Annotated in this window: 23 protein-coding genes; 10 read left to right on the forward strand and 13 right to left on the reverse strand. The window is 70.6% G+C overall.

What is annotated here, in order from left to right; all coding sequences use genetic code 11:
• Positions 1-8: 8 nt before the first annotated feature.
• Genes ACEN8D_RS09985 through ACEN8D_RS09995 form a run of 3 tightly spaced genes read right to left on the reverse strand, consistent with a single transcriptional unit; the run spans position 9 to position 1,690 of the window.
• Positions 9-1,052 (reverse strand): NAD(P)-dependent alcohol dehydrogenase, encoded by a 1,044-nt coding sequence (locus ACEN8D_RS09985; protein WP_413398411.1) that lies wholly within the window; start codon positions 1,050-1,052, stop codon positions 9-11.
• 41 nt (positions 1,053-1,093) lie between these two features.
• Entirely contained in the window at positions 1,094-1,339 is a 246-nt protein-coding gene (locus ACEN8D_RS09990) for a DUF805 domain-containing protein (protein ID WP_495601246.1), read from the reverse strand.
• Positions 1,340-1,378: 39 nt separating this feature from the next.
• A complete protein-coding gene (locus ACEN8D_RS09995) occupies positions 1,379-1,690 on the reverse strand; it encodes a DUF805 domain-containing protein (RefSeq protein WP_413398413.1) in 312 nt (103 codons plus the stop codon).
• A gap of 122 nt (positions 1,691-1,812) precedes the next feature.
• On the opposite strand from ACEN8D_RS09995, the gene ACEN8D_RS10000 reads away from it, so the two are divergent.
• The 3 genes from ACEN8D_RS10000 to ACEN8D_RS10010 all read left to right on the forward strand — a co-directional run bounded on the left by ACEN8D_RS10000 (position 1,813) and on the right by ACEN8D_RS10010 (position 4,225).
• Complete coding sequence (locus tag ACEN8D_RS10000) at positions 1,813-2,253, forward strand: OsmC family peroxiredoxin (RefSeq protein WP_071303323.1); 441 nt, start codon at positions 1,813-1,815, stop codon at positions 2,251-2,253.
• Between the two features lie 156 nt (positions 2,254-2,409).
• Positions 2,410-2,667, forward strand: a complete 258-nt coding sequence (locus ACEN8D_RS10005; protein WP_413400484.1) for a hypothetical protein — start codon at positions 2,410-2,412, stop codon at positions 2,665-2,667.
• A 52-nt stretch (positions 2,668-2,719) separates the two neighbouring features.
• On the forward strand, positions 2,720-4,225 hold the full coding sequence (locus ACEN8D_RS10010) for a threonine/serine exporter family protein (protein ID WP_413461552.1): 1,506 nt from the start codon (positions 2,720-2,722) through the stop codon (positions 4,223-4,225).
• A gap of 19 nt (positions 4,226-4,244) precedes the next feature.
• Here the strand turns inward: ACEN8D_RS10010 and ACEN8D_RS10015 are convergent, their stop codons facing one another.
• Entirely contained in the window at positions 4,245-4,919 is a 675-nt protein-coding gene (locus ACEN8D_RS10015) for a TetR/AcrR family transcriptional regulator (protein ID WP_070417235.1), read from the reverse strand.
• Between the two features lie 168 nt (positions 4,920-5,087).
• Between ACEN8D_RS10015 and ACEN8D_RS10020 the strand changes: the two genes are divergently transcribed.
• Positions 5,088-5,411 (forward strand): hypothetical protein, encoded by a 324-nt coding sequence (locus ACEN8D_RS10020; RefSeq protein ID WP_022907826.1) that lies wholly within the window; start codon positions 5,088-5,090, stop codon positions 5,409-5,411.
• An 81-nt stretch (positions 5,412-5,492) separates the two neighbouring features.
• Here ACEN8D_RS10020 and ACEN8D_RS10025 read toward each other — a convergent pair whose 3' ends face one another.
• Positions 5,493-6,404, reverse strand: a complete 912-nt coding sequence (locus ACEN8D_RS10025) for an SDR family oxidoreductase (protein ID WP_309778049.1) — start codon at positions 6,402-6,404, stop codon at positions 5,493-5,495.
• A gap of 193 nt (positions 6,405-6,597) precedes the next feature.
• Between ACEN8D_RS10025 and ACEN8D_RS10030 the strand changes: the two genes are divergently transcribed.
• Positions 6,598-7,422, forward strand: coding sequence for a hypothetical protein (locus tag ACEN8D_RS10030; RefSeq protein WP_413399028.1), 825 nt, complete (start codon positions 6,598-6,600; stop codon positions 7,420-7,422).
• A 10-nt stretch (positions 7,423-7,432) separates the two neighbouring features.
• On the opposite strand, the gene ACEN8D_RS10035 is transcribed toward ACEN8D_RS10030, so the two are convergent.
• From ACEN8D_RS10035 to ACEN8D_RS10045, 3 genes are all read right to left on the reverse strand, one after another.
• The gene (locus ACEN8D_RS10035) at positions 7,433-8,215 is read right to left on the reverse strand and encodes an endonuclease/exonuclease/phosphatase family protein (protein ID WP_309887123.1); all 783 of its coding nucleotides are present in this window, start codon (positions 8,213-8,215) and stop codon (positions 7,433-7,435) included.
• A 525-nt stretch (positions 8,216-8,740) separates the two neighbouring features.
• Positions 8,741-9,187 carry a hypothetical protein gene (locus ACEN8D_RS10040; RefSeq protein ID WP_413399027.1) on the reverse strand — a complete coding sequence of 149 codons (447 nt, stop codon included), beginning with the start codon at positions 9,185-9,187 and terminating at the stop codon, positions 8,741-8,743.
• Positions 9,187-9,693, reverse strand: coding sequence for a peptidoglycan-binding domain-containing protein (locus ACEN8D_RS10045; protein WP_309887125.1), 507 nt, complete (start codon positions 9,691-9,693; stop codon positions 9,187-9,189). Before ACEN8D_RS10045 ends, ACEN8D_RS10040 begins: the two co-directional genes overlap by 1 nt.
• Before the next feature lie 305 nt (positions 9,694-9,998).
• On the opposite strand from ACEN8D_RS10045, the gene ACEN8D_RS10050 reads away from it, so the two are divergent.
• On the forward strand, positions 9,999-11,213 hold the full coding sequence (locus ACEN8D_RS10050; RefSeq protein ID WP_309887126.1) for an LCP family protein: 1,215 nt from the start codon (positions 9,999-10,001) through the stop codon (positions 11,211-11,213).
• A gap of 32 nt (positions 11,214-11,245) precedes the next feature.
• Here the strand turns inward: ACEN8D_RS10050 and ACEN8D_RS10055 are convergent, their stop codons facing one another.
• Positions 11,246-11,806: a sigma-70 family RNA polymerase sigma factor gene (locus tag ACEN8D_RS10055; RefSeq protein ID WP_413399026.1), complete on the reverse strand. Its 561-nt coding sequence runs from the start codon at positions 11,804-11,806 to the stop codon at positions 11,246-11,248.
• Positions 11,807-11,854: 48 nt separating this feature from the next.
• On the opposite strand from ACEN8D_RS10055, the gene ACEN8D_RS10060 reads away from it, so the two are divergent.
• The gene (locus ACEN8D_RS10060) at positions 11,855-12,496 is read left to right on the forward strand and encodes a TetR/AcrR family transcriptional regulator (protein ID WP_309887128.1); all 642 of its coding nucleotides are present in this window, start codon (positions 11,855-11,857) and stop codon (positions 12,494-12,496) included.
• Here ACEN8D_RS10060 and ACEN8D_RS10065 read toward each other — a convergent pair.
• Together ACEN8D_RS10065 and ACEN8D_RS10070 are read right to left on the reverse strand one after the other, a co-directional pair.
• Complete coding sequence (locus ACEN8D_RS10065; RefSeq protein WP_413461550.1) at positions 12,489-14,024, reverse strand: LCP family protein; 1,536 nt, start codon at positions 14,022-14,024, stop codon at positions 12,489-12,491. The two genes, ACEN8D_RS10060 and ACEN8D_RS10065, sit on opposite strands and share 8 nt — an antisense overlap.
• 138 nt (positions 14,025-14,162) lie before the next feature.
• Entirely contained in the window at positions 14,163-15,509 is a 1,347-nt protein-coding gene (locus ACEN8D_RS10070; RefSeq protein WP_083295113.1) for an MFS transporter, read from the reverse strand.
• Positions 15,510-15,587: 78 nt separating this feature from the next.
• On the opposite strand from ACEN8D_RS10070, the gene ACEN8D_RS10075 reads away from it, so the two are divergent.
• The 3 genes from ACEN8D_RS10075 to ACEN8D_RS10085 are packed head-to-tail and all read left to right on the forward strand — an operon-like array spanning position 15,588 to position 20,119.
• On the forward strand, positions 15,588-17,864 hold the full coding sequence (locus tag ACEN8D_RS10075; RefSeq protein WP_413398798.1) for an FAD-dependent oxidoreductase: 2,277 nt from the start codon (positions 15,588-15,590) through the stop codon (positions 17,862-17,864).
• 45 nt (positions 17,865-17,909) lie between these two features.
• Positions 17,910-19,316: a hypothetical protein gene (locus ACEN8D_RS10080; RefSeq protein WP_413398797.1), complete on the forward strand. Its 1,407-nt coding sequence runs from the start codon at positions 17,910-17,912 to the stop codon at positions 19,314-19,316.
• A gap of 26 nt (positions 19,317-19,342) precedes the next feature.
• Positions 19,343-20,119, forward strand: a complete 777-nt coding sequence (locus tag ACEN8D_RS10085) for an IclR family transcriptional regulator (protein ID WP_413398796.1) — start codon at positions 19,343-19,345, stop codon at positions 20,117-20,119.
• A 105-nt stretch (positions 20,120-20,224) separates the two neighbouring features.
• Here the strand turns inward: ACEN8D_RS10085 and ACEN8D_RS10090 are convergent, their stop codons facing one another.
• Together ACEN8D_RS10090 and ACEN8D_RS10095 are read right to left on the reverse strand one after the other, a co-directional pair.
• Complete coding sequence (locus tag ACEN8D_RS10090) at positions 20,225-20,875, reverse strand: GntR family transcriptional regulator (protein WP_413398795.1); 651 nt, start codon at positions 20,873-20,875, stop codon at positions 20,225-20,227.
• 12 nt (positions 20,876-20,887) lie between these two features.
• A complete protein-coding gene (locus ACEN8D_RS10095; RefSeq protein WP_413398794.1) occupies positions 20,888-23,014 on the reverse strand; it encodes an MMPL family transporter in 2,127 nt (708 codons plus the stop codon).
• Positions 23,015-23,074 lie beyond the last annotated feature (60 nt).

The raw sequence follows: 23,074 nt of genomic DNA on the forward strand, positions 1-23,074 counted from the left end.
CGAGTGGGTCAGAGCGTCGGGACGACCACCGCGCGGCCCGAGAGCTCGCCGGCCTCGAGCTTCCGGTACGCCTCGAGCGCGTCGGACAGGGCGTAGCGCTCGACGTCGGGGACGATCTGCCCCGCCCGGTACATCGCGACGACCTCGTGCAGGTCCTCGATGGTGCCCCAGTACGTGTTCGTGATGGTCGACTCGTACGGCGTCCGGAAGAAGTTCCACTCGGTGGTGCCACCGGCGATCCCGACGACGGTGAACCGGCCGCCGACGGCCATCGACGCCTGGGCGACCGTGATCGTCGGCGTCGCCCCGACGAAGTCGAACGCGGCGTCCACCCCGCGGCCGCCGGTGATCTCGCGGATCGCAGCGGCCTGGTCCGGGCCGCCCGGCACGGTGATCGCCCCACGAGCAGCAGCGCGGTCCATGGCGTCCTGCTTCATGTCCGTCGCGATGACGGTCGCACCGGTGAGCGCCGTGAGGATCTGCACGGCGATCTGCCCGAGGCCGCCGAGTCCGACGACGAGGGCGTACTTGCCGCCGCCCGCCAGGTTCGGCAGGGAGTTCTTGATCGCGTGGTACGGCGTGAGGGCCGCGTCGCTGAGCGGTGCGGCGGCGACCGGGTCGGCGTCGCCGAGCGGCACGAGGTTGCGCGCCGGCACGGTGACGTACTCCGCCATGCCGCCGTCGCGCCCGAGGCCGATGCCCATGTACGGGTTCGTGGCGGCGTTCTCGCAGTAGGTGTCCTGCCCCTTCGAGCAGTACGAGCAGTGCCCGCAGCCGACCGGGCCGTAGACGAGGTAGGCGTCGCCCACAGTGAAGCCGGAGACGCCGTCGCCGAGTTCCTCGACCCAGCCGGAGTTCTCGTGCCCGAGGACGAACGGGGGCCGCTGCGCGCCCGGCTGCCCCGCCTGGAACTCGCGGTAGACGGCGACGTCCGAGTGGCAGGCACCGGCACCGGCGACCTTGAGGAGCACCTCCCCCGGACCCGGGGTGGGCTTCGGGACGTCCGTGAGGGACGGGAACGTCTGGAACTGTTCGAACACGACGGCGCGCATGGTGGGTCTCCTTTGAACGCCCTCCAGATTACACCCGTCGTTCAGGGCGACACGTGTTGCGCATCCAGCCGGACCGCCGCACGACCGGCGAAGAGCCCGCGGTCGAAGCGGGCACCGCCCGGACGCGATCGGCTGACCACCATGCCCGTCACCACGAGCCACCCGATCGGCCCCGTGAGGACCAGGAGCAGGATCCACGCGCCGGTGTGGTCACGGTCGTGCAGGCGCCGGACGAGCAGCGACCAGCGCGGCACGAGGGTGATGATCACCGGGACGAGCAGCGCCAGGTCCCATGCGTCCGGCCGGACGGACCGGGCGCCCGTGCCCTAGCCGAACCAGCCGCCGTGCCCCTGGTCGACGAGGACGAAGGAAACGCGCGGCGACGCGACGGCTCCGAACGGGTCGGCGTACAGCTCCCACCGTCCACCAGTGCCGTGCACGCCGACGATCCACAGGGCGACCGCGGTCAGCGCCAGTTCGAGGGCGACGACCCACCAGAACTCCGTCCGACTCGCCCGCCCGTGGAACCGCCAGCCCTGCGTCCAGAACCGCACCCACGCCACGACGGGGTTCGTCACGTCGACCGGCCCCTGCTCGAGCACGCGGTCACGGAAGCTCGCGGTCACACTGTCCCCCATGCGCCCGATCGTAGGGCAGACCTGCGTCTTCCCCGAGAGCCGATGCGAGAACGGTCGTTCTCTGATTGACTCGGCGTCGGCGGTCCCGATCGGGACCGATCCCCCACACGAAAGGAGCGGCCATGCCTACGCGCACCGCACGCACTGCTTGGAACGGCGGCCTCGAGGACGGCACCGGCCAGGTCGAGCTCTCCAGTTCGAAGGTCGGCACGTACGACGTCTCGTTCCCGAAGCGCGCCGCCGAGGACGCCGACGGCACCACCAGCCCCGAGGAGCTCATCGCCGCCGCACACTCCGCGTGCTACGCCATGCAGTTCTCCGCCGTCCTCGGTGAGGCCGGCGGCACGGTCGAGGCCCTCGACGTCAAGGCCGACGTCTCGCTCGGCCCGGACAGCGCGGGCGGGTTCAAGCTCACCGGCATCGTCCTCACCGTGAACGGCGAGGTCTCCGGCATCGACGAGGCGGCCTTCCTCAAGGCCGCCGAGGACGCCAAGGCCACCTGCCCCGTCAGCAAGGCGCTCACCGGCGTCGACATCACGCTGCACGCGACGTTCGAGCAGTAGGCGAGCGACGCAGGAGCCGTCACCTGATGACGGACGGGAGCGCGCCCCGCTCAGCGGCAACGCGAAGCGTTGCGCGGGGCGCGCCGACCGAGCCTGCGAGGGAGGAGTGCCAGCTGGCACCGCGCCTCCCGTCCGTCTCCCCGTACGCTGGCCGACGTGATCCGACGTCTCTTCGCCACCCCGACCGGCATCGCGTTCTGGGCGGGGCTCGTCGCCGTGGTCGCGGGACTCGTGGTCGCGGCCTCCGCGCCGCCGGCCGCGTTCGGGTGGTTCGCGTACGCCCCGCTGTCGGACTACGCCTTCGTCGCGGGGACCAACTCGTGGCAGGGGGTCGTCGGGCAGCTGCTCGTCGTCGTGGGCGCCGTGGTCTCCGCGTTCGCCGCCGGCCGCCTGAGCGTCCGTCGCCCGCGCTGAGGCGTTCAGCGCGCGTCCGGACTCGGCGGAGCGCGCCTGGCACGATGGCGTGATGGCCGAGCAGTCCCTCCCCGGAGCCAGACCCGGGCGTCCACCACGGCCACGCGTCCGGAGCCTCGCGCAGCACGACATCCGCGACGCCCGGGCACGCCTCCGCGGCACCATCTACGAAGAGGTCGTCCCCGACACCCGACCGCTCGAGCAGTACTCGCCGGTGCAGATCGTGGACTTCTGCCTCGACCTCGCCGAGGTGATGCTCGCGTCCGGTGCGGACACCCGCAGCGTCGAGACGGCCGTCGTCGCGGTGTCGACGAAGTGGAACCTGGCGCCGCTCGACCTCGACTTCTCCGGCAGCTCGGTGACGATCCAGTACGCACCGGCCGACCACCCGCCGCTCGTGAAGGTCCGCACGGTGCAGTCGGACGGATCCGACCTCGACCGCCTGGCGCGGGCGAACCAGATCGTCGACGACCTCGTGCACGACGAGCGGGACATGACCTCCGCCGTGAGCGCCCTGGTCGCGGTGCTCCGGCTCCCGCCGCGCTGGCCGCGGTGGACGGCCGACGTGGGGCTGTCGATCCTCGGCATCTCGATCGCGATGCAGGCCGGCGGCGGCTGGCGTGCCGGACTCGGCGCCTTCGTGCTCATGCTCGGGATCATCGTCTCGGGCCGGTGGCTGACCGGTCGGGGCTTCCCCCAGTTCTTCGTGTCCGGCGCGCAGGGTGCGGTGGCGTCGGCGATCGGCACCCTCGCGATCTGGGCGGGTGTGCTGCACCCGGGGCAGGCGGCGACGATGGTGGCCGCGCTCGTGGTCCTCCTGCTCCCCCACCCGTCGCTCGTCACCTGGGCGCAGGACGCGATCTCGGGGTTCCGTGCGATGGCGGTGGCCCGGGCGTTCTACATCGGACTCGTCATCGCCGCGATCGTGGTGGGGGTGCCCGCGGGCATCGCCGTGACGAGGTGGCTCCGGATCGAGGTCGACCCGTCCGGCATCGTCACGCAGACGCTGCCGCTGTGGGCGTCACTGCTGCTCACCGTGGTGTCGGCCGCGGCGAACTGCTTCGTGCAGCAGGCCAGCGCGCGGGTGATCCCGGTCGCGGTGGTCTTCTCGGTCGCCGCCGGTGCCGCGCTGCGGGGCCTCCGGGAGCTCGGCATCCCGTTGCTCGGTGCGACGTTCCTCGCCGCCGTGCTGCTGGGCGTCCTCGCGACGATCGCGGCCGCGCGGATGCGGACGGCGGTGGCGGCGATCTCCGTGCCGGCGTTCTGCGGCGCCCTGCTGCCCGGTGTCGCGGTGTCGAACGCGCTGCTCAACTTCATGTCCGGGTCGTCGAGTGCCGCGCTGGACTTCGTCGCGGCGGTCTCGGTCGCGCTGGCGATCGGGGCGGGGCTGGTCCTCGGCGGCCTCGTGGCGACGCCGGGGGCACGGCGGGCGCTCCGGCGGTCCCGGCGGGTGGTCGTGCACTCGGTGCACAACGACACGACGGCGATCAAGGTCATCCGCGACTCGGGCTACGACCCCGGCAACGGCTCGGTGCCGCGGGGGCCGCGCCCGCGCTGACGGACGCTGACGCGCGGCGTCAGAGCTCCCAGCCGCCGTCGCTCCACGTCGAGAGCCGCCGGGCCGCCTGCGGCTCGTACCGCTCCATCCAGCCCCGCTCGAGCCGCGCGACGGCCCGGTCGAACGCCGGCACGAGGTCGAGGTCCGACCGCAGCAACGCCTGCAACTGGAGTCCCTCGTACAGCGCGATGAGCTGCTCGGCCCCTCGGCGCGGGTCCATCGTGTGCGGTGCCCGACCGACCGCGATGTCGTGCTCGAGGCCACGCTTGATCTGCGCGTAGAAGAGCTGGTAGCGCGACCGGAGGTACGTCGCCATGGGGTGCTGCGGGTTGCCCGCGACCGAGAGCAGCGCGACGAGGAGCCGCATGAGCGCCGGGTCCTCGGCGTTCGACGCGACGATCCCGCGCAGGAGCTGCACGGTCGAGCCGTCCCCGACCTCGCGCGCGACCTCGTCCATGCGACCGCCGTTCCACCGGTCGACCGCGGCGAGCACGAGTCCGTCCCACGAGGGGAAGTGCTGCCGGAGCTCCTCGACGGTGATCCCCAGTCGCTGGGCGACGAGTCCCGCGTCGGCCTCGTGGAAGGGCACGTCCCGCAGCAGGTCGACGGTCGCCCCCACGATCGTGATCCGCAGGTGCAGGGTCGCGGCCGCGGCGGCTGCCGCCTGCGTGTCCGCGCTGGTGTGTTCGAGCATCGTGCCCTCCGTCGGTCCCCGGACGTCCTGTCCGCGTCGCCCCTGGGGGCAGGTCCATCCAAACGGAGATCGGGGGACACCAGAATCCCCGGTCCGGGTGTCGGCATGTCGGGGGACAAGCGATGCGGTTCGCAGCGCGTTCGCGGTCATCCGTGTGACGATGCCGTCATGACCCCGAACGACCCCACCGCGCAGGGACTGGCGACCATGGCCTCGGCCGGCTTCGAGTTCGGCGGCGACCCGGATCAGGTCGCCCACGACGTCCGGACCATGTGGGAGCAACTCGGGCGGCCGACCGGCGCGTTCGACGCCGCAGCCCGGGCGATCGCCGCGCTCCCGCAGCGCCCCGAGGTCCCGATCGCCGACCAGGCCCGGCGCCGCGCGTTCGAACGGGCCGTCGGCATCAACCCGGTCGAGGTCGAGCTGGCCGCGGCGCTGTCCGCCCGCGAACTGCTCGAGCGCCTGGCGCGCACCTGCACCGCGCCCTGTTGACGACCGACTGACGGACTGACGGAAGGACGGGAGGGACGGTGCCAGCTGGCACCGTCCCTCCCGTCCGTCGCCGGGTCGCGACTACGGCGTCGGCATGCCCCCGTCGACGTGGAGCGTCTCACCCACGACGTACGACGACTCGCCGCTCGCCAGGAACACGTACGCGGGCGCGAGCTCGGCCGGCTGCCCCCAGCGGCCGAGGTAGGTCTGCTCACCGGCGGACGGCAGGGCCTCCGGCGGCTGGCCACCGGCGGGCTGGAGCGGGGTCCAGATCGGCCCCGGTGCGACGGCGTTCACGCGGATGCCCTTCGGGGCGAGCTGCGCGGCGAGTCCCTTCGCGAGGTTGTTGACCGTCGCCTTCGTGGCCGCGTAGTGCACCAGGTGCGGCGACGGCGCGTACGCCTGGATCGACGTCGTGTTGATGATGGTCGACCCCGGCTGCAGGTGGGGCACGGCCGCCTTCGTGATCCGGAAGGTCGCGTAGGCGTTGGTCTTGAAGGTCTCGTCGAACTCGTCGTCGGAGATCTTCGTGATGTCGTCGACGTTCTGCTGCTTGCCCGCGTTGTTCACCAGGATGTCGATGCCGCCGAGCTGTGCGACGGTGTCGGCGACGATCTGCTCGCACACTGCGAGCGAGGTGATGTCGCCGGGCAGAGCGACGGCCTTGCGACCGGCGGCCTCGATGAGCGCGACGATGCGGTCGGCGTCCTCCTGCTCTTCGGGGAGGTAGGAGATCGCGACGTCGGCACCCTCACGGGCGTAGGCGATCGCGACTGCCGCGCCGATCCCGGAGTCGCCGCCGGTGATGAGCGCCTTGCGGCCGGTGAGCCGCCCGGACCCGCGGTAGGTGTCCTCACCGTGGTCGGCCGGGACGTTCTCCGCCATCTCGGCGTCGGTGCCGGCGCCCTCGAGGTACTGCTCGTCGGGCTTCTTGTCGGCGTACATCTTCGTCGGGTCCTGCATGCTGTACTGGTCGATCTGCTGGTCCGTCATGCCCTCGACGGTACGCACGCGGCACCCCCGCGCCGTCCAGGAGGCTGTCCCCCGTTCCGCCGACAGGCCCCCGTCGGCGGGCCTGCCGAGGGCTCGTGACGCGTCACCGACGAATGTCACGGTCCGGTGACGACCAGGCCCCGATTCGGTAACACCCGTCGTCCAGACGGGTCGGGCGTCGTACCGTCGAGTGGTGACCTTCCGGACCGTGCTGGCGTTGAGCGCCGCCGTGCTCGCCTTCTCGGCCGGCACGGTCGCCGTCGACGGCACGGTCGGGATCGGGGTCGCAGCGACCCCGGCGAGCGCAGCCGAGCTCGGACCGGACCCGGTGCACCGCGAGCCCGTCCGGGTCACGAACGCGAAGCTCAAGCGGGTCGACTCGATCGAGCTCGACGCCGAATCGCTCGTGTTCCGGCGCGGCGGCAAGACCGTGACCGAGGCGTCGATGCGCGACTCCCGCACGACGGTCAGCCTGCTGAACCGTCTGCTCGGCACAGCGTCGCGCACGCAGACGGCCGAGGGTGACGGCGGCGCGTGCTTCCCCGCCGGCACGACCTACACGTGGGGCGGGGCGGTCCGCGTGGCTGCCCTGACGTCCCCGGCCGCTGCCGGCAACGCGGTCGAGATCCGTGTCCTGCGCGAGACGGTGCGGTCCCGCTTCGGCGGCGACGTCGAACTGACCGGACCCGACGGCGTCCAGGTGGGCGACGACATCCGCACGGCGATCCAGGACGCCCCGAAGTCCGACCGGATGTCGTTCGGCTCCGCGGACGCCCGTGCGTTCCAGCTCCTGCTCGAGCCCGGGTGGGCCCCGCAGCACGACACCGCGAGCCCGCCCGACAGCCGCGGCACGGGCACCGAGACGGACACGAGCACGCCGTCCGACACGGACACGGACACGGACACGGAATCCGCTGCCGCCGACCTCGGGACGAACGGCGTCTCCGCCCTGACCGACGACACAACGGTCACGGTGCTCGGGTCGCCGATGCCGGTGCACGCCAAACGCACCTGCTGACCGACCCCGGTCAGACCCGCAGCGTCGCCACCACCGGGAAGTGGTCGCTCGCGAACCACGTCTCCGGGCCGTCGTGGTCGATGACGACGCGGTCGACGCCGGCGATCCCCCGGGTGAACACCCAGTCGATGCGCTCCCCGGAGTCGACCGGCGGCTCCCAGTCGTTGAAGGTGGCCGTCCGGTCCGCCGGGTCGCCACCGACCAGCCAGGCGTCCTCGAACCCGGCCTCGACGAGCACCCGCGACGCAGGCCCCGCTCCGGCCGGCTCGTTGCAGTCCCCCGCCACGATGACCGGGCCGTCCGCCGTGCTGAGGCGTTCGACGATGAGCGCCGCGCTCCGCGCCCGGACGTCGTCCCCGTGCGGTCCGACCTCGTGGTCGAGGTGCGTCGTCAGGAGCGTGAACGCCTCGCCCTCGGCGTCGAGGAACCGGGCGTGGTTCGCCACTCGGGGGAACAGGCTCCCCCAGGTGTTCGACACGGGCTCGTCCGGGGTGTCCGAGAGCCAGAAGGCGCCCTCGTCGATCGGCCGGAGTCGGCTGCGACGGAAGAAGACGGCCGCGTGCTCACCGGCGGTGCCGCCCTCGCGACCCTGGCCGACGTCGCCGTGGTCGGGCAGACCGGCACGAAGGTCGTCCAACTGGTGCGCGAAGGCCTCCTGGACGCACACGAGGTCGGGGTCGTGCCGCCGGACCACGTCGAGCAGGACCGGCAACCGGGCGGGCCAGTCGTGGGCCGGATCCGGGTTCTTGACGTTGTAGGTCATCAGGGTGATCGGACGCGCTGCGTTGCTCACCCGTCGAACCTACCGACGGGCACGCTCAGGGCACCATGACCCGCCGCAGTGCGATGACCCCGTCGCGCGCCCGGGTCTTGGCGGTACCGACCGGGACCCCGAGCCGCGCGGCGACCTCGGGCCTAGCCGCGGACGACGTAGTAGGTGCGACGCCCACGTTGTTCGCCCGGAGGCTCCGAAGGGACTGCGAAGGCGCCCGACCCGCGCAGCCGAGAATTACCGGGCTTCTCCGGACTCGAGGCGCTCCGACGCTGGGCATCAGTGGCAATCTGCGAGAGGCTGCCCCGCCAGCCGTCACCACGCCGCTGTTCCCGAACAACCAGTCGCCGAGAGTCCTGCGCCAGATGGAACGTCAGAGCAAGCCTGCTGCTCTGACTTCCCACGTCGCGCCTGGGCGACCGGGAACAGGGACGCAAAGTCTTCCCGAGATCGCGAGTCCGACCGCTGGCGTGCGGCGTAGAAGACAGCGAAGTGGCGCAGTCCGAGAGACTGCGCCACGTCGCTTGCCTGAATACTATTCGGAACTCAGAAGCCGCCGAGTGGCACGGTCTGCCATCCGGTGTTGTTGTTCCGGCGGTTACCGAACGGGGAGTCAAGCGATACGCACTTCCCTTGGGTAGAGAAAGCGATGTACACCCCGTCATTGCCTCGGATGTTCACGGACTGCACGTTGTGGGTGATGATCGACGCCGCATTGTTCCGGATCTTCTGTCCGGAGCCGGCGATCCCGTGCGTCGTGCGGTTGAAGGTGTCGTTGACCCACGCCTCGCCACGGTTGGTCCCCGTGTAGACACGCGACGCGGAACTGCATCCTGGACCGTAGAAGATCTCGAAACTCGGCGTCGCAGCCACGGCTGACGTGGAAGCCGAACTCGTCGTCATCTCGTCAGCGGAAGCAGGTGCGGCGATGAACGTGACACAGGCGGTCAGCAGCACGGCCGCAAGGCCAACGAGCTGCGTGCTGCGCCCCATCAGAAGCCCTGGTAGGAGCTGATGGTCTTGCAGCCCGAAGCCTTGCCGTTCGACGTCCACTTCATCTTGTTGCGGGTGTTCGGCCCGTAGACACCGTCGACGGTAGCGCCGACCGAGCGCTGGACCTGCAGAAGCGCGTTGTACGTCCCGCTGCCGAAGACGCCGTCGACCGCGAGACCCTTGCCGTAACAGGCGTTGAGATTGGTCTGCAGCTTCGAGACGCCGGTGTTCTTGTTGCCGGTTTCGAGGATGCAGTCGTAGGTGAGCGTCGAGCTCGTCTCGTACGCCGGGATCTGCGCGTACCCGCTAACGCTGCCCTTCGTGACGGCGTTGTAGTAGTCATTGCAGTGCGTCAGCGCAGCCTGCGCCTGAGCACTGAACACGTAGCTTTCCCCCTTGGTCTGCGGAGTAGCCGTCGCTGCGTTCGCTGCCGTGCCACCGACGAGGGCCGAAGCCCCGATCATGACGAGAGCGGCTGCTGCTCCCCAGATGCTTGCCTTACGCATGTGTGCTCCTTTAACACTGCCCATGGACCCCCCATGAGCTGTCTAAGAGCTATCGGGTAGACCGCTCTGTCCGCTACACCTGAGACGCATTCGTTATCTGATGGACACATATGGTTTGAACCCGGTACGAAGGGCCGACGGGAGATCCCGAGCACCCACCGGTTTGCCGATCCGCGAAACCTCGTACGCTACGGTCGTGGTGACTTCGAGGGGGAGAGGCCGTGGCACCGACTGAACGACGAGCGCGCTCGCAAACGCAGGAGCCCGGGATCGTGCGGCATGGGCGACTGAAGCGGAGTCGGCCATTGTCAACGCTGTTCGGGTTCATCGGAACAGCTGCGGTCGTTGCACTCGTCAGTGCTGGCAGCATCGCCGCGATCGCCGCGAACGACGTCAGGGATGACATCAAAACGATCAAGCTCAGCCCGTCTGACGAGGGAAAGGCGAGAACTCAGGACATCAACGCCATCAAGGGCGGGGCAAACATCCTGCTGATCGGTTCGGATACACGTGTAGGGCAGACCGCCGAGCGGGAGGATGCCGAGGGCGCACGTAACGACGTCACCATGCTGGTGCACATCAGCGAGGACCACTCTCAAGTCACGGTCGTCTCGTTCCCTCGAGACACGATGGTCCCGATACCGTCCTGCACCGATCCGGACACCGGAGAGTCCAGCTACCCGCAAAGCAAGGCGATGTTCAATACTGCTCTCGGCGAGGGGGGTCCGAAGGGCGGCGTTGCGTGCGTCGCGAAGACGGTCGAGAACCTCACGGGCCTGTCGATTCCCTATGCCGGATTGATCACGTTCGATGGTGTGATCGCGATGAGCAATGCCCTGGGCGGGGTCACGGTCTGTCTCGCCAAACCCATACACGACGGAACGTTCTTGAATCTGCCCGCCGGGAAGGTTCCACTCAAGGGAGACGAGGCCCTCGCGTTCCTCCGGACCCGGCACGGCGTTGATGACGGGAGCGACGTCGCACGCATCAGCAACCAGCAGGTGTTCCTGTCGGCGATGCTCCGTCAGCTGACCGGTGAGGGAGCTCTCGACAACCCGATCACGTTGTACAAGTTCGCCAAGGCCGCGACTTCCAACATGACGCTCTCCGAGGGCTTGAACAGCACGGGGACACTGGTGTCACTTGCGGCGGCCGTGCGCAGCACGAACACGTCGAACATGTTGCTCGTGCAGTACCCGACGATCGCAGACCCGGACAACGCCAACCGTCTTGTCGTTAGTCAGGACGCCGCCCACAGTCTCAACGTGGCGCTCCAGAACGATGAACGCACGCAAATCGCCGATGGTGCCATCGGCCGCGGCGCTGTGGACTCAACGGCGACGCCACGAGCCCCACGGAGCGATTCTTCGGCGTCGAATTCTTCTACCGGCAACAGTCATCCGTCGGGCGGGTCTTCGGCAACGTCGAGTTCGCGCGGCGTCAACGCTCCGACTGCTCTCCCGTCGTCGATCACGGGGCAGAACGCCGCGCAGCAGACCTGCTCGAAGGGAACGAACTAAGCACGCGTCCCCCTCGCGGCCGACGGGCGCGCTCAGGGCACCATGACCCGCCGCAGTGCGATGACCCCGTCGCGCGCCCGGGTCTTGGCGGTGCCGACCGGGACCCCGAGCCGCGCGGCGACCTCGGGCCCGGTCATACCTACCAGGTGCCGGAGGACGACGGCGTCGCGCTGGCGCCCGGGGAGCGCGGCGACGGCGCGGCGGAGCTCGGCTCGGTCGAGGACGCTCTCGGCCCGCTCCATGCTCGAGTGGTCCACGAGGTCGGCGTCCCTGGTGCCGATCCGCAGGTCGCGGTCACGGTCGGCCCGGCTCTTCCGGACCCGGTCGATCGCCCGGCGCTGCGCGATCGTGCGGATCCACGCGATCGCCGAGTGTGCCGGGTCGAACCGGTCGGCGATCTGCCAGATCTCGAGGAACACGTCCTGCACGACCTCTTCCGCCTGCCACGCATCGACGAGCTGGTGGCGGACGTACCGCTCGACGAGCGGTCGGAACCGATCGTGCAGTCGGGTGAAGGCATGCCGGTCACCGGCAGCCACGGCGAGCAACAGTGCGCGTTCTTCGTCGCGCTTCGCGAGGAGTCCGTCGTCCACCAGAAGAATGTCACATACCGAAAATGTACTTGCAAGTACACTCTTACCATGCGCTCCGACCACGCCTCACGGACTTCCCGACGCACGACCGCGAAGGGACTGGCGACCCGGAACCGGATCGTGGTCACGGCCGCCGACCTGATGCTCACGCGCGGCATCTCGGGGACGACGCTCGACGACATCGGCGCCGCCGCCACGGTCGGACGGTCGCAGATGTACCACTACTTCGCCGACAAGCAGGAGCTCGTGCGCGACGTCGTCCGGCAGCAGACCGACGCGATCATCGCACACCAGGGGCCGGACTACGGCGACCTCACCACGTGGGACGCCTGGCAGCGGTGGCGGGACCGGACGGTCGCCGACGCCGAGGCCGGCGGCTGCGTGGGCGGCTGTCCGCTCGGGTCCCTCGGGACCGAGGTCGCCGAGCGCGACGCCGACACCCGCGACCTCGTCGCCGCCGGCTTCGCCCGCTGGGAGCAGGGGTTCCACGACGGCATCCGCACGATGCGCGAACGCGGGCTGCTCGGCCCGGACGCCGACCCCGCCGCGCTGGCGACGACCGTGATGGTGGCGCTGCAGGGCGGGCTGCTCCTGGCGCAGGTCCAGCGGGACGTCCGCCCCCTCGCGATCGGGCTCGACACCGCGATCACGAGCATCCGCCGGCACGCGACCGGCTCCGGCGTCAGTTGATGCAGACGCCTGCCTTGCCGTAGCTCTTCACGTCGGTCGACGACGGCTTCGGCTCGGGCGCGGCGGGCTTCGAGGCTGCGGGCTTCGACGCCGCAGCGCCCGAGCCGGTCGAACCGGCATCGGACGAACCGGAGCCGGCAGCGGGGCTCGAGGCGGTCCCACCGGCAGCGGCGACCGGGGTCACCGTCTTGCCGTCCGACCCGAGCACCAGCGTCACGCCCGTGACCGCGTTCGTCCGCACCGCGACGGCACCGGGCACGACGGCCGCGACCGCCTTCGCCTGCTTCTCCATGCCGGCCGGGTACTGCACCTGGGTCGTCTTCGTCAGGTCGGAGGACCCGGGCGCACCGACCTGGAAGCCGCGCGCGGTGAGGACGGTCCCGGCGGCGCCCGCCGCACCGGTCACGCCGCTGCCGTTCAGCACGGTGACCGAGGTGCTCGCCGGCTGGGCGCGCCCGGCCTTGCTGTACTCCGCGGGCTCACCGACGAGACCCTGCACGAAGGCCGGCAGCCCGACGGTGTCGACCTCGACGATCGACAGCGGCGAGCCGTTGACGGTGATCGTCGGGGTACCGAGCGTGGGGATCGTCGCCGACTGGATGTTGCCGGGTCGTAGGTTCCGCATCTGGGTCGCCAGGTTGACCAGGTCGGTGTCGGTCTGGATCGAGCCGCCGACCGCCTTGAGGATGTTGCCCATCTTGATCGGATTGAGCAGCGTCCCCGCGGAGAGCACCTTGCGGGCCTCCTGCGAGAGGAAGTACTGCTGCCGGACGTTGCGGTCGAGGTCCCCGTTGGGCAGCCCGTGCCGCTGTCGGACGAAGGACAGCGCCTGGCTCGGTGTGAGTTCGGAGGTACCGGCAGGGAGCTTGAGGTTCGACCAGTGGTCGTCGACGGCGTTGTTGAGGCAGACCTCGACCGGCCCGAGCTCCTTGACGATCTGGTAGAAGCCGAGCAGCGAGACGCGCACGTAGTGGTCGATCGTCAGGCCGCTGAGGTTCTGGATCGTCTTGATGAGCAGCTTCGCGCCGCCGGTGTCCCCGCCGCCGTTCAGCGAGCCGAAGTAGAACGCACTGTTGAGCTTGCCCTTGCCGACACCCGGGATGTCGACGTACGAGTCACGCGGGAACGAGATCATCGTCGCCTGCGATCCGTCCTCGTTGATGTGCAGGACGATCATCGTGTCGGTGTTCTTCGAGCCACCGTCCGATTCGGTGCCCAGCTCTGCGAGTTGCTCCGGCGTCGCGTTGTCCGGGCGGTGGTCGTCACCGACCAGCAGGATGTTCTGCGCCTGGCCGTCGACGTCGTCCTTCGTCGCAGTCTTTCCCGAGATCGCATCGATCTTCGTGATGCCGTTCGACAGCGTTCCGTAGGCGTACGCGGCGTAGCCGCCGCCGAGCAGGAGGGCCATGGTGAGCACGCCCGCGACGGCGGGGAGGACCACCCCGCCACGTCGCTTCTGGCGGCCGTGCCGCGGTGGCGTGAAGCCGCGGCGGCCACGACCGGTCGTCTGCTCGGGCTCGTTCGTCACCCGGAAACCATAACGGGCGTGTGTGCCGACAACATCAAACCGTCCTGGCAGGTCGCCGCGATCCCGCCGTGACCGACCGGCGGACGGGAGGCGCGGTGCCAGCCGGCACCGCGCCTCCCGTCCGTGTTCGGTCGCGTCTCAGGACGCGAGCTTGCCCTTGTTGGTCTCCCGTGCCCGCAGCACCGTGATCCCGGTGATCGCCGCGGCCGCCATCACGTAGAACGCCGGCGCGAACGTGTTGCCCGTCGCCGTGATCAGCCAGGTGGCGAAGTACGGCGTGATCCCGCCGAAGAGCGCGACGCTGATGTTGTACGCGATGCCCATCGACCCGTAGCGGATCGCCGTCGGGAAGAGCTCGGCCATCGCAGCGCTCACGGCACCGTCGAAGGCCGCCATGAACAGCCCGAGGAGCACCATCGCGCCGGCGGCGGCCCAGAAGTTGCCGGCGTTCATGAGCATGAGCGTCGGGTAGGTGAGCACGAGGAAGCCGCCGCAGCCGGCGAGCATCACGGGCTTCCGGCCGATCTTGTCCGAGAGCAGGCCGAAGAACGGCACGAGTCCGGCGATCACGATGAACCCGATGACGACCACGCCGTACGACACGAGCGGCGAGTAGCCGAGGTCGGCCTGCAGGTACGACGGCATGAACGTCTGCAGGATCCAGTGCCCGACGGCCTTGAGGACGACGAACCCGACGCAGAAGAGCAGTGCCTTCCACCCGGTGCGGAGCGACCGCCGGAGGGGGTTCTTCGCGAGGTCGCCCTTCGCCTTGAGGGCGCGGAACTCCGGGGTGTCCTCGAGCTTCGAGCGGAGGTAGAGCCCGACGAGCCCGAGCGGCAGCGCGATGAGGAACAGCACGCGCCAGCCCCACGACTCGAGGGCGCCGTCGCCCGCGATCGCCGTGAACAGGAAGACCAGTCCGCCACCCACGATGAACGCCGCGAAGCCGAAGACGTCGATGAAGCTCGTGACGAAGCCGCGTCGGTTCGAGGGCGCGGACTCGGCGAGGAGCGTGGTCGCCCCCGCTCCCTCACCGCCGGCGGCGAAGCCCTGCACGAGCCGCACCACGACGAGGAGGATCGGCGCCAGCAGCCCGACGCTCTGGTACGTCGGCAGGATGCCCATCACCGCGGTCGCGCCGCTCGTGATGAGGATGACCGTCGCCAGGGTCGTCTTCCGGCCCACCCGGTCGCCGAGCGAGCCCCAGAAGAGTCCACCGAGCGGACGCATCACGAACCCGGCGCCGAACACGGCGAAGGCCGAGAGCAGCGCGACCTGCGGGTCCCCCTGCTTGAAGAAGTACAGCGAGATGACCGTCGCCAGGGTGCCGTAGAGACCGAAGTCGAACCACTCCACGAAGTGGCCGACGCCGGCCGCCACGATCACCTTCCGCATGCTCCGGCGGCGGGCGTCGTCGCCGAACACGTCCGGGACGGGGGCGTTGGCGGCGTCGGCGCTGGTGCGCGTCTGGGTTCCGTCGCTCATGGGGAGACCTCACACTTCGTTGTCGAGAGTTGGTTGACGATAGCACTCGCCGGGCATACTTTGCCACACAGTGGGAAAGTGTCGCCAGCAAGTGATACCGTCGCCGCCATGCAGTCCCGTGAACAGCACCACGATGTCGTGGTCGTCGGAGGTGGCCTCGCCGGTGTGAGCGCCGCCGTCGCCGCCGCCCGCCTCGGCTCCAGCGTCGCCCTCGTCACCAACCGCCCGGTCCTCGGCGGGAACTCCTCGAGCGAGATCCGCGTGTGGGTCGTCGGCGCCACCGCCCACGGCACGCAGCGGTTCGCCCGCGAGACCGGGATCATGGGCGAGCTGTTCCTCGAGAACCAGTACCGGAACCCGCAGGGCAACGCGATCTACTGGGACCAGGTCGTGCTCGACCTCGTGCGCGCCGAGCCGAACGTCCACCTGCACCTCAACACCGACGTGCGGACCGTGACGACGGTGGACGACGAGGCCGGCGCACCGCGCATCGCGTCCGTCACCGGCTGGACGATGGGCTCCGAGGTCGAGACGACGTTCACCGCCCCGGTGTTCCTCGACTGCACGGGAGACGGGCTCGTCGGCGCCCTGGCCGGGGCGTCGTACCGGATCGGGCGCGAGGGCCGCGACGAACACGGCGAGGAGTGGGCGCCCGAACAGCCGGACGACGAACTGCTCGGCAGCTCGATCTTCTTCTCCACGCACGACACCGGCCGCCCGGAGAAGTTCGTGCCGCCGTCGATCGCGAAGGACCTCAGCACGACGCCGATCCTGGCGAACCGCGCGATCAAGACCGGGGACAACGGCTGCAACTACTGGTGGATCGAGTGGGGCGGCGAGCTCGACACCGTCACCGAGAACGAACGGATCCGCGACGAGCTGTGGGGCGTCGTCTACGGCATCTGGGACCACATCAAGAACTCCGGCGCGTTCGACGCCGACTCGCTCACCCTGGACTGGGTCGGCGCGATCCCGGGCAAGCGGGAGTACCGACGGTTCGTGGGCGACCACACCCTCACCCAGCAGGACCTCCTCTCGCAGCGGACCTTCCCGGACACGGTCGCGTTCGGCGGGTGGTCGATCGACCTGCACCCGGTCGAGGGCGTCTACGCCGAGACCGCCGGGGCGCAGCAGCGGTACACCGACGGCACGTACGACATCCCGTTCCGCTCCCTCTACTCGGCGGACGTCGCCAACCTGCTCTTCGCCGGCCGGAACATCTCCGCGTCGCACGTCGCGTTCGGGTCGACCCGCGTGATGGCCACCTGCGCCACCCAGGGCCAGGCCGCCGGGACCGCCGCGCACCTCGCCGCCCGCCACGGCTTCACGCCGCGCGAGCTGGGCACCGACCACGTCGCGATGCTGCAGCAGACGCTCCTCCGCGAGGACGCGCCGCTCATCGGCGTCCGGGCCCACGACGGGGCGGACCTCGCCCAGCGCGCCCGGATCAGCGCGAGCAGCGAACTCGTCCGGCTCGACACCACCCAGTGGGCGACCGCGGACACCTTCGCGCTCGACCGCGACGCGGCGCTGGTCGTGCCGGTCGACCCCGTGCTCGGTTCCGTCGCGTTCCGGACCGTCGCCGACCACGACACCGACGTCACGATCGAGCTCTGGACCACGGGCCGGCCGCAGAACTACGCCCCGATCGCGCACGTGTCGACGCACACCGCGAGCGTCCCCGCCGGGGCGGGCGAGGCGGTCGTCGACCTCGGGTTCCGGCCGGACGAGCCGTGCAACGCCGTGGTCGTGGTCCGCCGGACCCCCGGCGTGCGCCTGGTCCTCACCGACGGGCACCCGTACGGCGTCCTCGCGCTCCGCGCCCGCACGGCCGACGACGAGCAGTTCGACGACCACATCCCCGAGGAGGCCGACCAGCCGGTCACCGACTGGGAGGCGCGGGCCCTGCGCGGACGCTCCTTCGCGTTCACCGCAGCCGACGCGTCGGACGCGTGGCGCGCCTCCCGGGTCACCGACGGCTACCAGCGCCCCTTCGGCGGACCGCACCTGTGGTCGTCGGACCCGGACGACGGCGCGGCGACCCTCACCCTCGACTGGGCGGAGCCCGTCGACGTCCGCGAGGTCCGCATCGTCTGGAACGACGACGTCGACGCCGACCTCATCAACCTGCACCACCACCGCACGCCGTGGGACGCGGTCCCGACCCTGGCCCGCGACTACCGGATCGAGGCGTGCGTCGACGGATCGTGGCAGGGACTCGCGACCGTCACCGACAACCGGCACCGGCACCGCGTGCACGACGTCGCGCCGACGCGGACCGCCTCGCTCCGCGTCGTCGTGACCGCCACGAACGGTTCACCGTTCGCGTCGGCGAGCGCCGTGAAGGTCTACTGACCCACCGCACCACCCGCAGCACCACCACGATCAAGGGAGATCGCCATGCGCCTGCGCGCACTGACCATCGCGACGGCCGTCGCACTGTCGCTCACCACCGTCGGGGTCGTCGGGCCGCCGGCCGTCGCGTCCGGCACCGCGGTCGCCGCCGGCACCGCGAGCATCCAGGCGAACCCGGGGAACCCGACGTCGCCCACCGCCACCGCGCACACGGTGTCGGTCAACGGGACGGCCGTGCCGGTCAAGGCCGAGTCCGTGAGCGGCACCTCGCACGACGTCGCGATGTTCGCGAAGGGGACGGGTACCGCGACGATCAGCGTCACGATGCCCGGCCTCGCCGCGTCGGCCACCCCGGTCGTCACGCCCCGGACGCTCGGGATCGCCACGACCCGGGCCGGCGACACCGTGACCTTCACGATCCGCGACGCGCACCCGCTCGTCATCGAGACTCCCGGCGTCCGCGCACTGTTCCTCTTCGTCACGCCGTCGGAGACCACGGTGCCGTCCGCGTCGGACCCCGACGTGCTGTACTTCGGGCCCGGCGAGCACGACGCCGGCGTGATCCGCCCGGTGTCGGGCCAGACGGTCTACCTCGCGCCGGGTGCCCTCGTGCACGGTCGCATCGACGGCGACGGCGTCACCGGCGTGCACGTGCTCGGGCGCGGGATCCTCGACGCAGGCTCGGACACGTCGCGGACCAACAAGACGATGGCGATCCGCTTCCACGACAGCTCGGACGTCACGGTGTCCGGCATCGGCGTCCGCAACGCCCAGTGGTGGCAGACGCTGTACATCCGCTCCTCGGGCATCCACGTGTCCTGGCTGAACCTGATGGGCACGCTCATCAACAACGACGGCATCGACACCGACGGCGTGCAGGACATGACCGTCGAGCACAACTTCGTGATGAGCGGTGACGACGGGTTCGGCTGGCACGCCCTCGACGCGGCCACGAACGGCGAGCCGGAGACCCGTGGGCTGCACGCGACCGACACCACGTTCTGGAACGTCACCGGCGGCAACCCCGTCCGGTTCGGCTCGTCCATGGAGACCGAGGTCTTCACCGACGTCTCCATCACGCAGTCGTACGTGCTCCGCGCGAAGGAGGTCGCCCTGAAGTTCGACGTCCAGGACTGGGCGACGGTCTCCGACGTCACCGTGGACGGCTTCCACGTGGAGTCGCAGCCGGTCGGCGGGCAGGCCATCGTGCTGCAGGTGCTCAAGGGCCAGTACTCGAACGACACCGGGTACCGCGACGAGCGGGGCAGGATCACGGGCATCACGATCCGCGACTTCACCGACGTCACGGCCGACTTGGTGACGCTGTCCGGGTGGGACGCGACGCACGGGGTGTCGGACGTCGCCCTCGAGGACGTCGTGCTCGGCGGCGCACCCCTCACCACGGCACAGGTGCGGACGAACCAGTTCGTCAGCGGTGTCACGGTGTCCTGATCGACTCCACGGGACAGAATGGGCGGATGGCCACCACCCCTCCGAACCAGAGCATCGAGCGCGCCGCGGCGGTCCTCGGCGCGCTCGGTGCCGCCGACGGGGCGATGCGCGCCTCCGACATCGCACGGGCGATCGGCCTCGGCACGTCGACGACCGGGCGGCTCCTCGCCACGCTCGAGTCGCTCGAGTACGTGCGACGCGACCCCGAGTCGCAGGGGTACTCCGTCGGGCGGGCCGTCCTCGAGCTCGCCAGCCAGGGGCTCAACCACAACCCCGTCCACCGCGAGAGCCGGGCCGCCGCGCAAGAGCTCGCGCACCGCATCGGCCTCACCGCGAACGTCGGGGTGCAGGACGACGCGGCCTGCATCTACCTCTGCCACTTCGAGGGCTCACTCGCCCCGAAGTCGCACACCATGATCGGCATGCGGCAGCCGCTGCACGCCTCGGCGCTCGGCAAGGCGCTCATGCTCGACCTGTCTCAGGCCGAGCATGAGGCGCTGCTCGGCGCGGACCTCGCGCGCTACACGGACCACACGATCACGTCGCACGACGCGCTGACGGCGGACCTCGAGGCCTCGGCAAAGCGCGGCTGGTGCGTCGAGAACCAAGAGGTCGCGCTCGGCCGGTTCTGCATCGCGGCACCGATCCGGAACGCGTCGGGGCGCATCGTCGCGGCGCTGTCGATCTCCGGGCGGGTGACGCAGCTGCGGGACCGCGACACCGCGTCGCTCGCCGAGGACCTCATCGAGGTGGCCGACCGCATCAGCGTCGGCCTCGGCATGATCAGCGCGGTCGCGCACTGACGCACTGACTGACGGCCAGGAGGGACGGTGCGGGCCCGCACCGTCCCTCCTGGCCGTCAGGTGGTCGCGCCGGTCGCGCTCGTCGCGCCGGTCGCGCTCGTCGCGTCAGTCGCGCGACGGCAGCAGGTGGATCGCCTCCATGGCGAGCTCGGCGGCGATCGGGTCCTTCGCGACGACGGCGGCCTTGAGCTTCTCGAGCTCGGGCAGCACGACGTCGGCGGGGATCAGCTCGGCGAGCTCCGGCACCCGCAGCTTGAACGCGAGCCCGTCCGTCGTCGCCTTGCAGAGCTGCTCGAGCGACGGGTTGCCGCAGTGGTCCGCCCACATCGCGTAGATGTCCGCGCCGTGCTGGGCGACCTCACCCTGGTGCCGGGCCTCGACCTGCGCCGTGACGTCGTCGAGGGTCTTCACGACCTTCTTGCGCTGCGCGTCCGTGAAGCGCGGCGTCGCGAGGCGGGCGACACCGCCGTAGATCACGCCGAGCGTGCGGTAGGCGTCGAGGAGCTCGTCCTTCGTCGGGGCGGCGACGCGGGTGTACCGGTTCGGCGCCATCTCGATGAGTCCGGCTCGGGCGAGCTCGGCGAGGGCTTCACGGATGGGGGTGCGGGAGACACCGAGCCAGGCGATGAGGTCGTCGTCGTTGAGCCGTTCGCCCGGCTCGAGGGTGCCGTCCATGATCGCGTCCCGGATCTTGTCCTGCACGGTGTCACGGAGGAGCTTCCGCTCGGCGGCGGGCTGCGTCGAAGGAACTGGCATGCGTCCAGCGTGTCACATGTGATGGGCCGGACGCGATAGGCGCGACGGCCACCAGGCCCGGCGCCCGAGGTCGTACGCCAGGGCGGGGACGAGCAGCGACCGGACGACGATCGTGTCGAGCAGCACACCGAAGGCGACCACGAACGCGATCTGCACGAGGAACAGGATCGGGATCACGCCGAGCGCCGCGAACGTCGCCGCGAGGACGACCCCGGCCGAGGTGATCACGCCGCCCGTGACCCCGAGCCCGCGCAGGACGCCCTCGTGCGGACCGTGCTGCAGGGCTTCCTCGCGCACCCGGGTCATGAGGAAGATGTTGTAGTCCACGCCGAGCGCCACGAGGAACACGAACGAGTACAGCGGAACGCTCGGGTCGGCCCCGGGGAAGTGGAAGACGTGGTCGAACACGAGGGCACCGACGCCGAGCGCCGCGGCGAAGGACACGATGACGCTGCCGATGAGCACGAGCGGCGCCACGATGCTCCGGAGCAGCAGCATCAGGATGAGCAGGATGACCGCGAGCACCACGGGGATGATCAGCGTGCGGTCCCGGATGCCGGTGTCGTTCGTGTCGACGGCGGTCGCGGTCGCGCCACCGACGATCGCGCCGGGGTCCACCCGCTCGACCGCCGTGCGGAGGGCACGCACGGTCTGCTCGGCGGCGTCGGAGTCGGCCGGGTCGGACAGGGTGGCCTCGAGGAGGACGTCGCCGCGGGAGACGGTCGGGGTCGCACCGGCGGTGCTACCCGGGTTGCCGCTCGTCGTCACGGGGACGGTGCCGGACGGCGCGTCCTTCGCGGCCGCCACGACGCTGTCCACACCGTCCACGCCCGTGATCGCAGCGGCGAGTTCGTCGGTCCTCGACGCGGCGCCGATGACCTGTGCCGGGCTGCCGGACCCGCCCGGGAAGTGGTCGGCGAGCACGTCCTGACCGTCGCGCGCCTGCGAGCTCCCGATGACCAGGTCGCTCTGCGGGACCCCGTCCGCCTTGAGTCCGACGAGGCCGGTGCCCATCGCGAGGAGCCCGACGGTGCACACGATCCAGACGACCCGGGAGCGGCGCGCCACGAGCCGGCCCACCCGTGCCCAGAGCCCGCGGGCGTCGGGCCCGGTGAGGACGGGGTGCGCGCTGCCGTACTTCGGGCGGAGCGGCCAGAACGCCGCGCGCCGGAACGCCAGCAGGAGCGCGGGCAGCAGGGTGAGCGCGGCGAGGAGGCTGAACGCGATGCCGATGGCCGCGACGGGACCGAGTGCCTTGTTCGAGTTGAGGTCGGAGAGCAGCAGGCAGAGCACGCCGACGATAACGGTCCCGCCCGAGGCGAGGATCGGCTCGAGGCTCCCCCGCAGGGCGGCCTTCGTCGCGTCCCACCCGGTGCGGTGGTCGCGCAGTGCCTCGCGGAAGCGTGCGGTGTAGAGGAGCGCGTAGTCGGTCGCGGCGCCGATGACGAGGATCGACAGGATCCCCTGCACCTGGCCGTTCACGGTCACGATGTCGGCCTTGGCGAGCCACCACACGACGAGGATCGACGCGCACAGGGCGAACGTCGCCGTACCGAGCACGAGGATCGGCAGGAGCGGCGAGCGGTAGACGATGATGAGGATCACGAAGACCGCGGCGAGCGCCACACCGAGCAGCAGCCCGTCGATGCCCGCGAAGGCCTCGGTGAGGTCGGCGGTGAAGCCCGCCGGACCCGTGACGTAGCCCTGCACCCCCGACGGCAGCGCGTCCTCGACGTCGGCGCGGACGGCCTCGACGGCGTCACCGGTGTCCGCGCTCTGGGTCAGCGTGGCGACGATCTCGACCGCGTCGCCGTCCTCGCTCGGGATCACCGGGCTGACGCCCTGCACGTCGTCGCGGTCCCCGAGCCGCTGGGCCAGGGTGGTCGCGGCACGCTGGTCCGCAGCCGTCAGGCCGCCGTCGCGCTCGAGCACGATGATCGCCGGGGCGCCCGACGCCTGCCGGAACTCGGACGCGCGTTCCTGCACCTTGGTGGCGTCCGCCGATGCCGGCAGGAACGACGTCTGGTCGTTCGTGGACACCTCGGAGATCTTGCCGAAGAAGGGACCGCCGACGGAGGCGATCGCGAGCCAGACCACGATGACGAGCGCGGGGAGGACGATGCGGAGGTAGCGGGACACGTCCGTGAGCGTACTCCAATCGTCAGCATGCTGATTACTAGAGAAGTCGAAGGAACGGGA

Source organism: Curtobacterium sp. Curtsp22, from assembly GCF_059492135.1.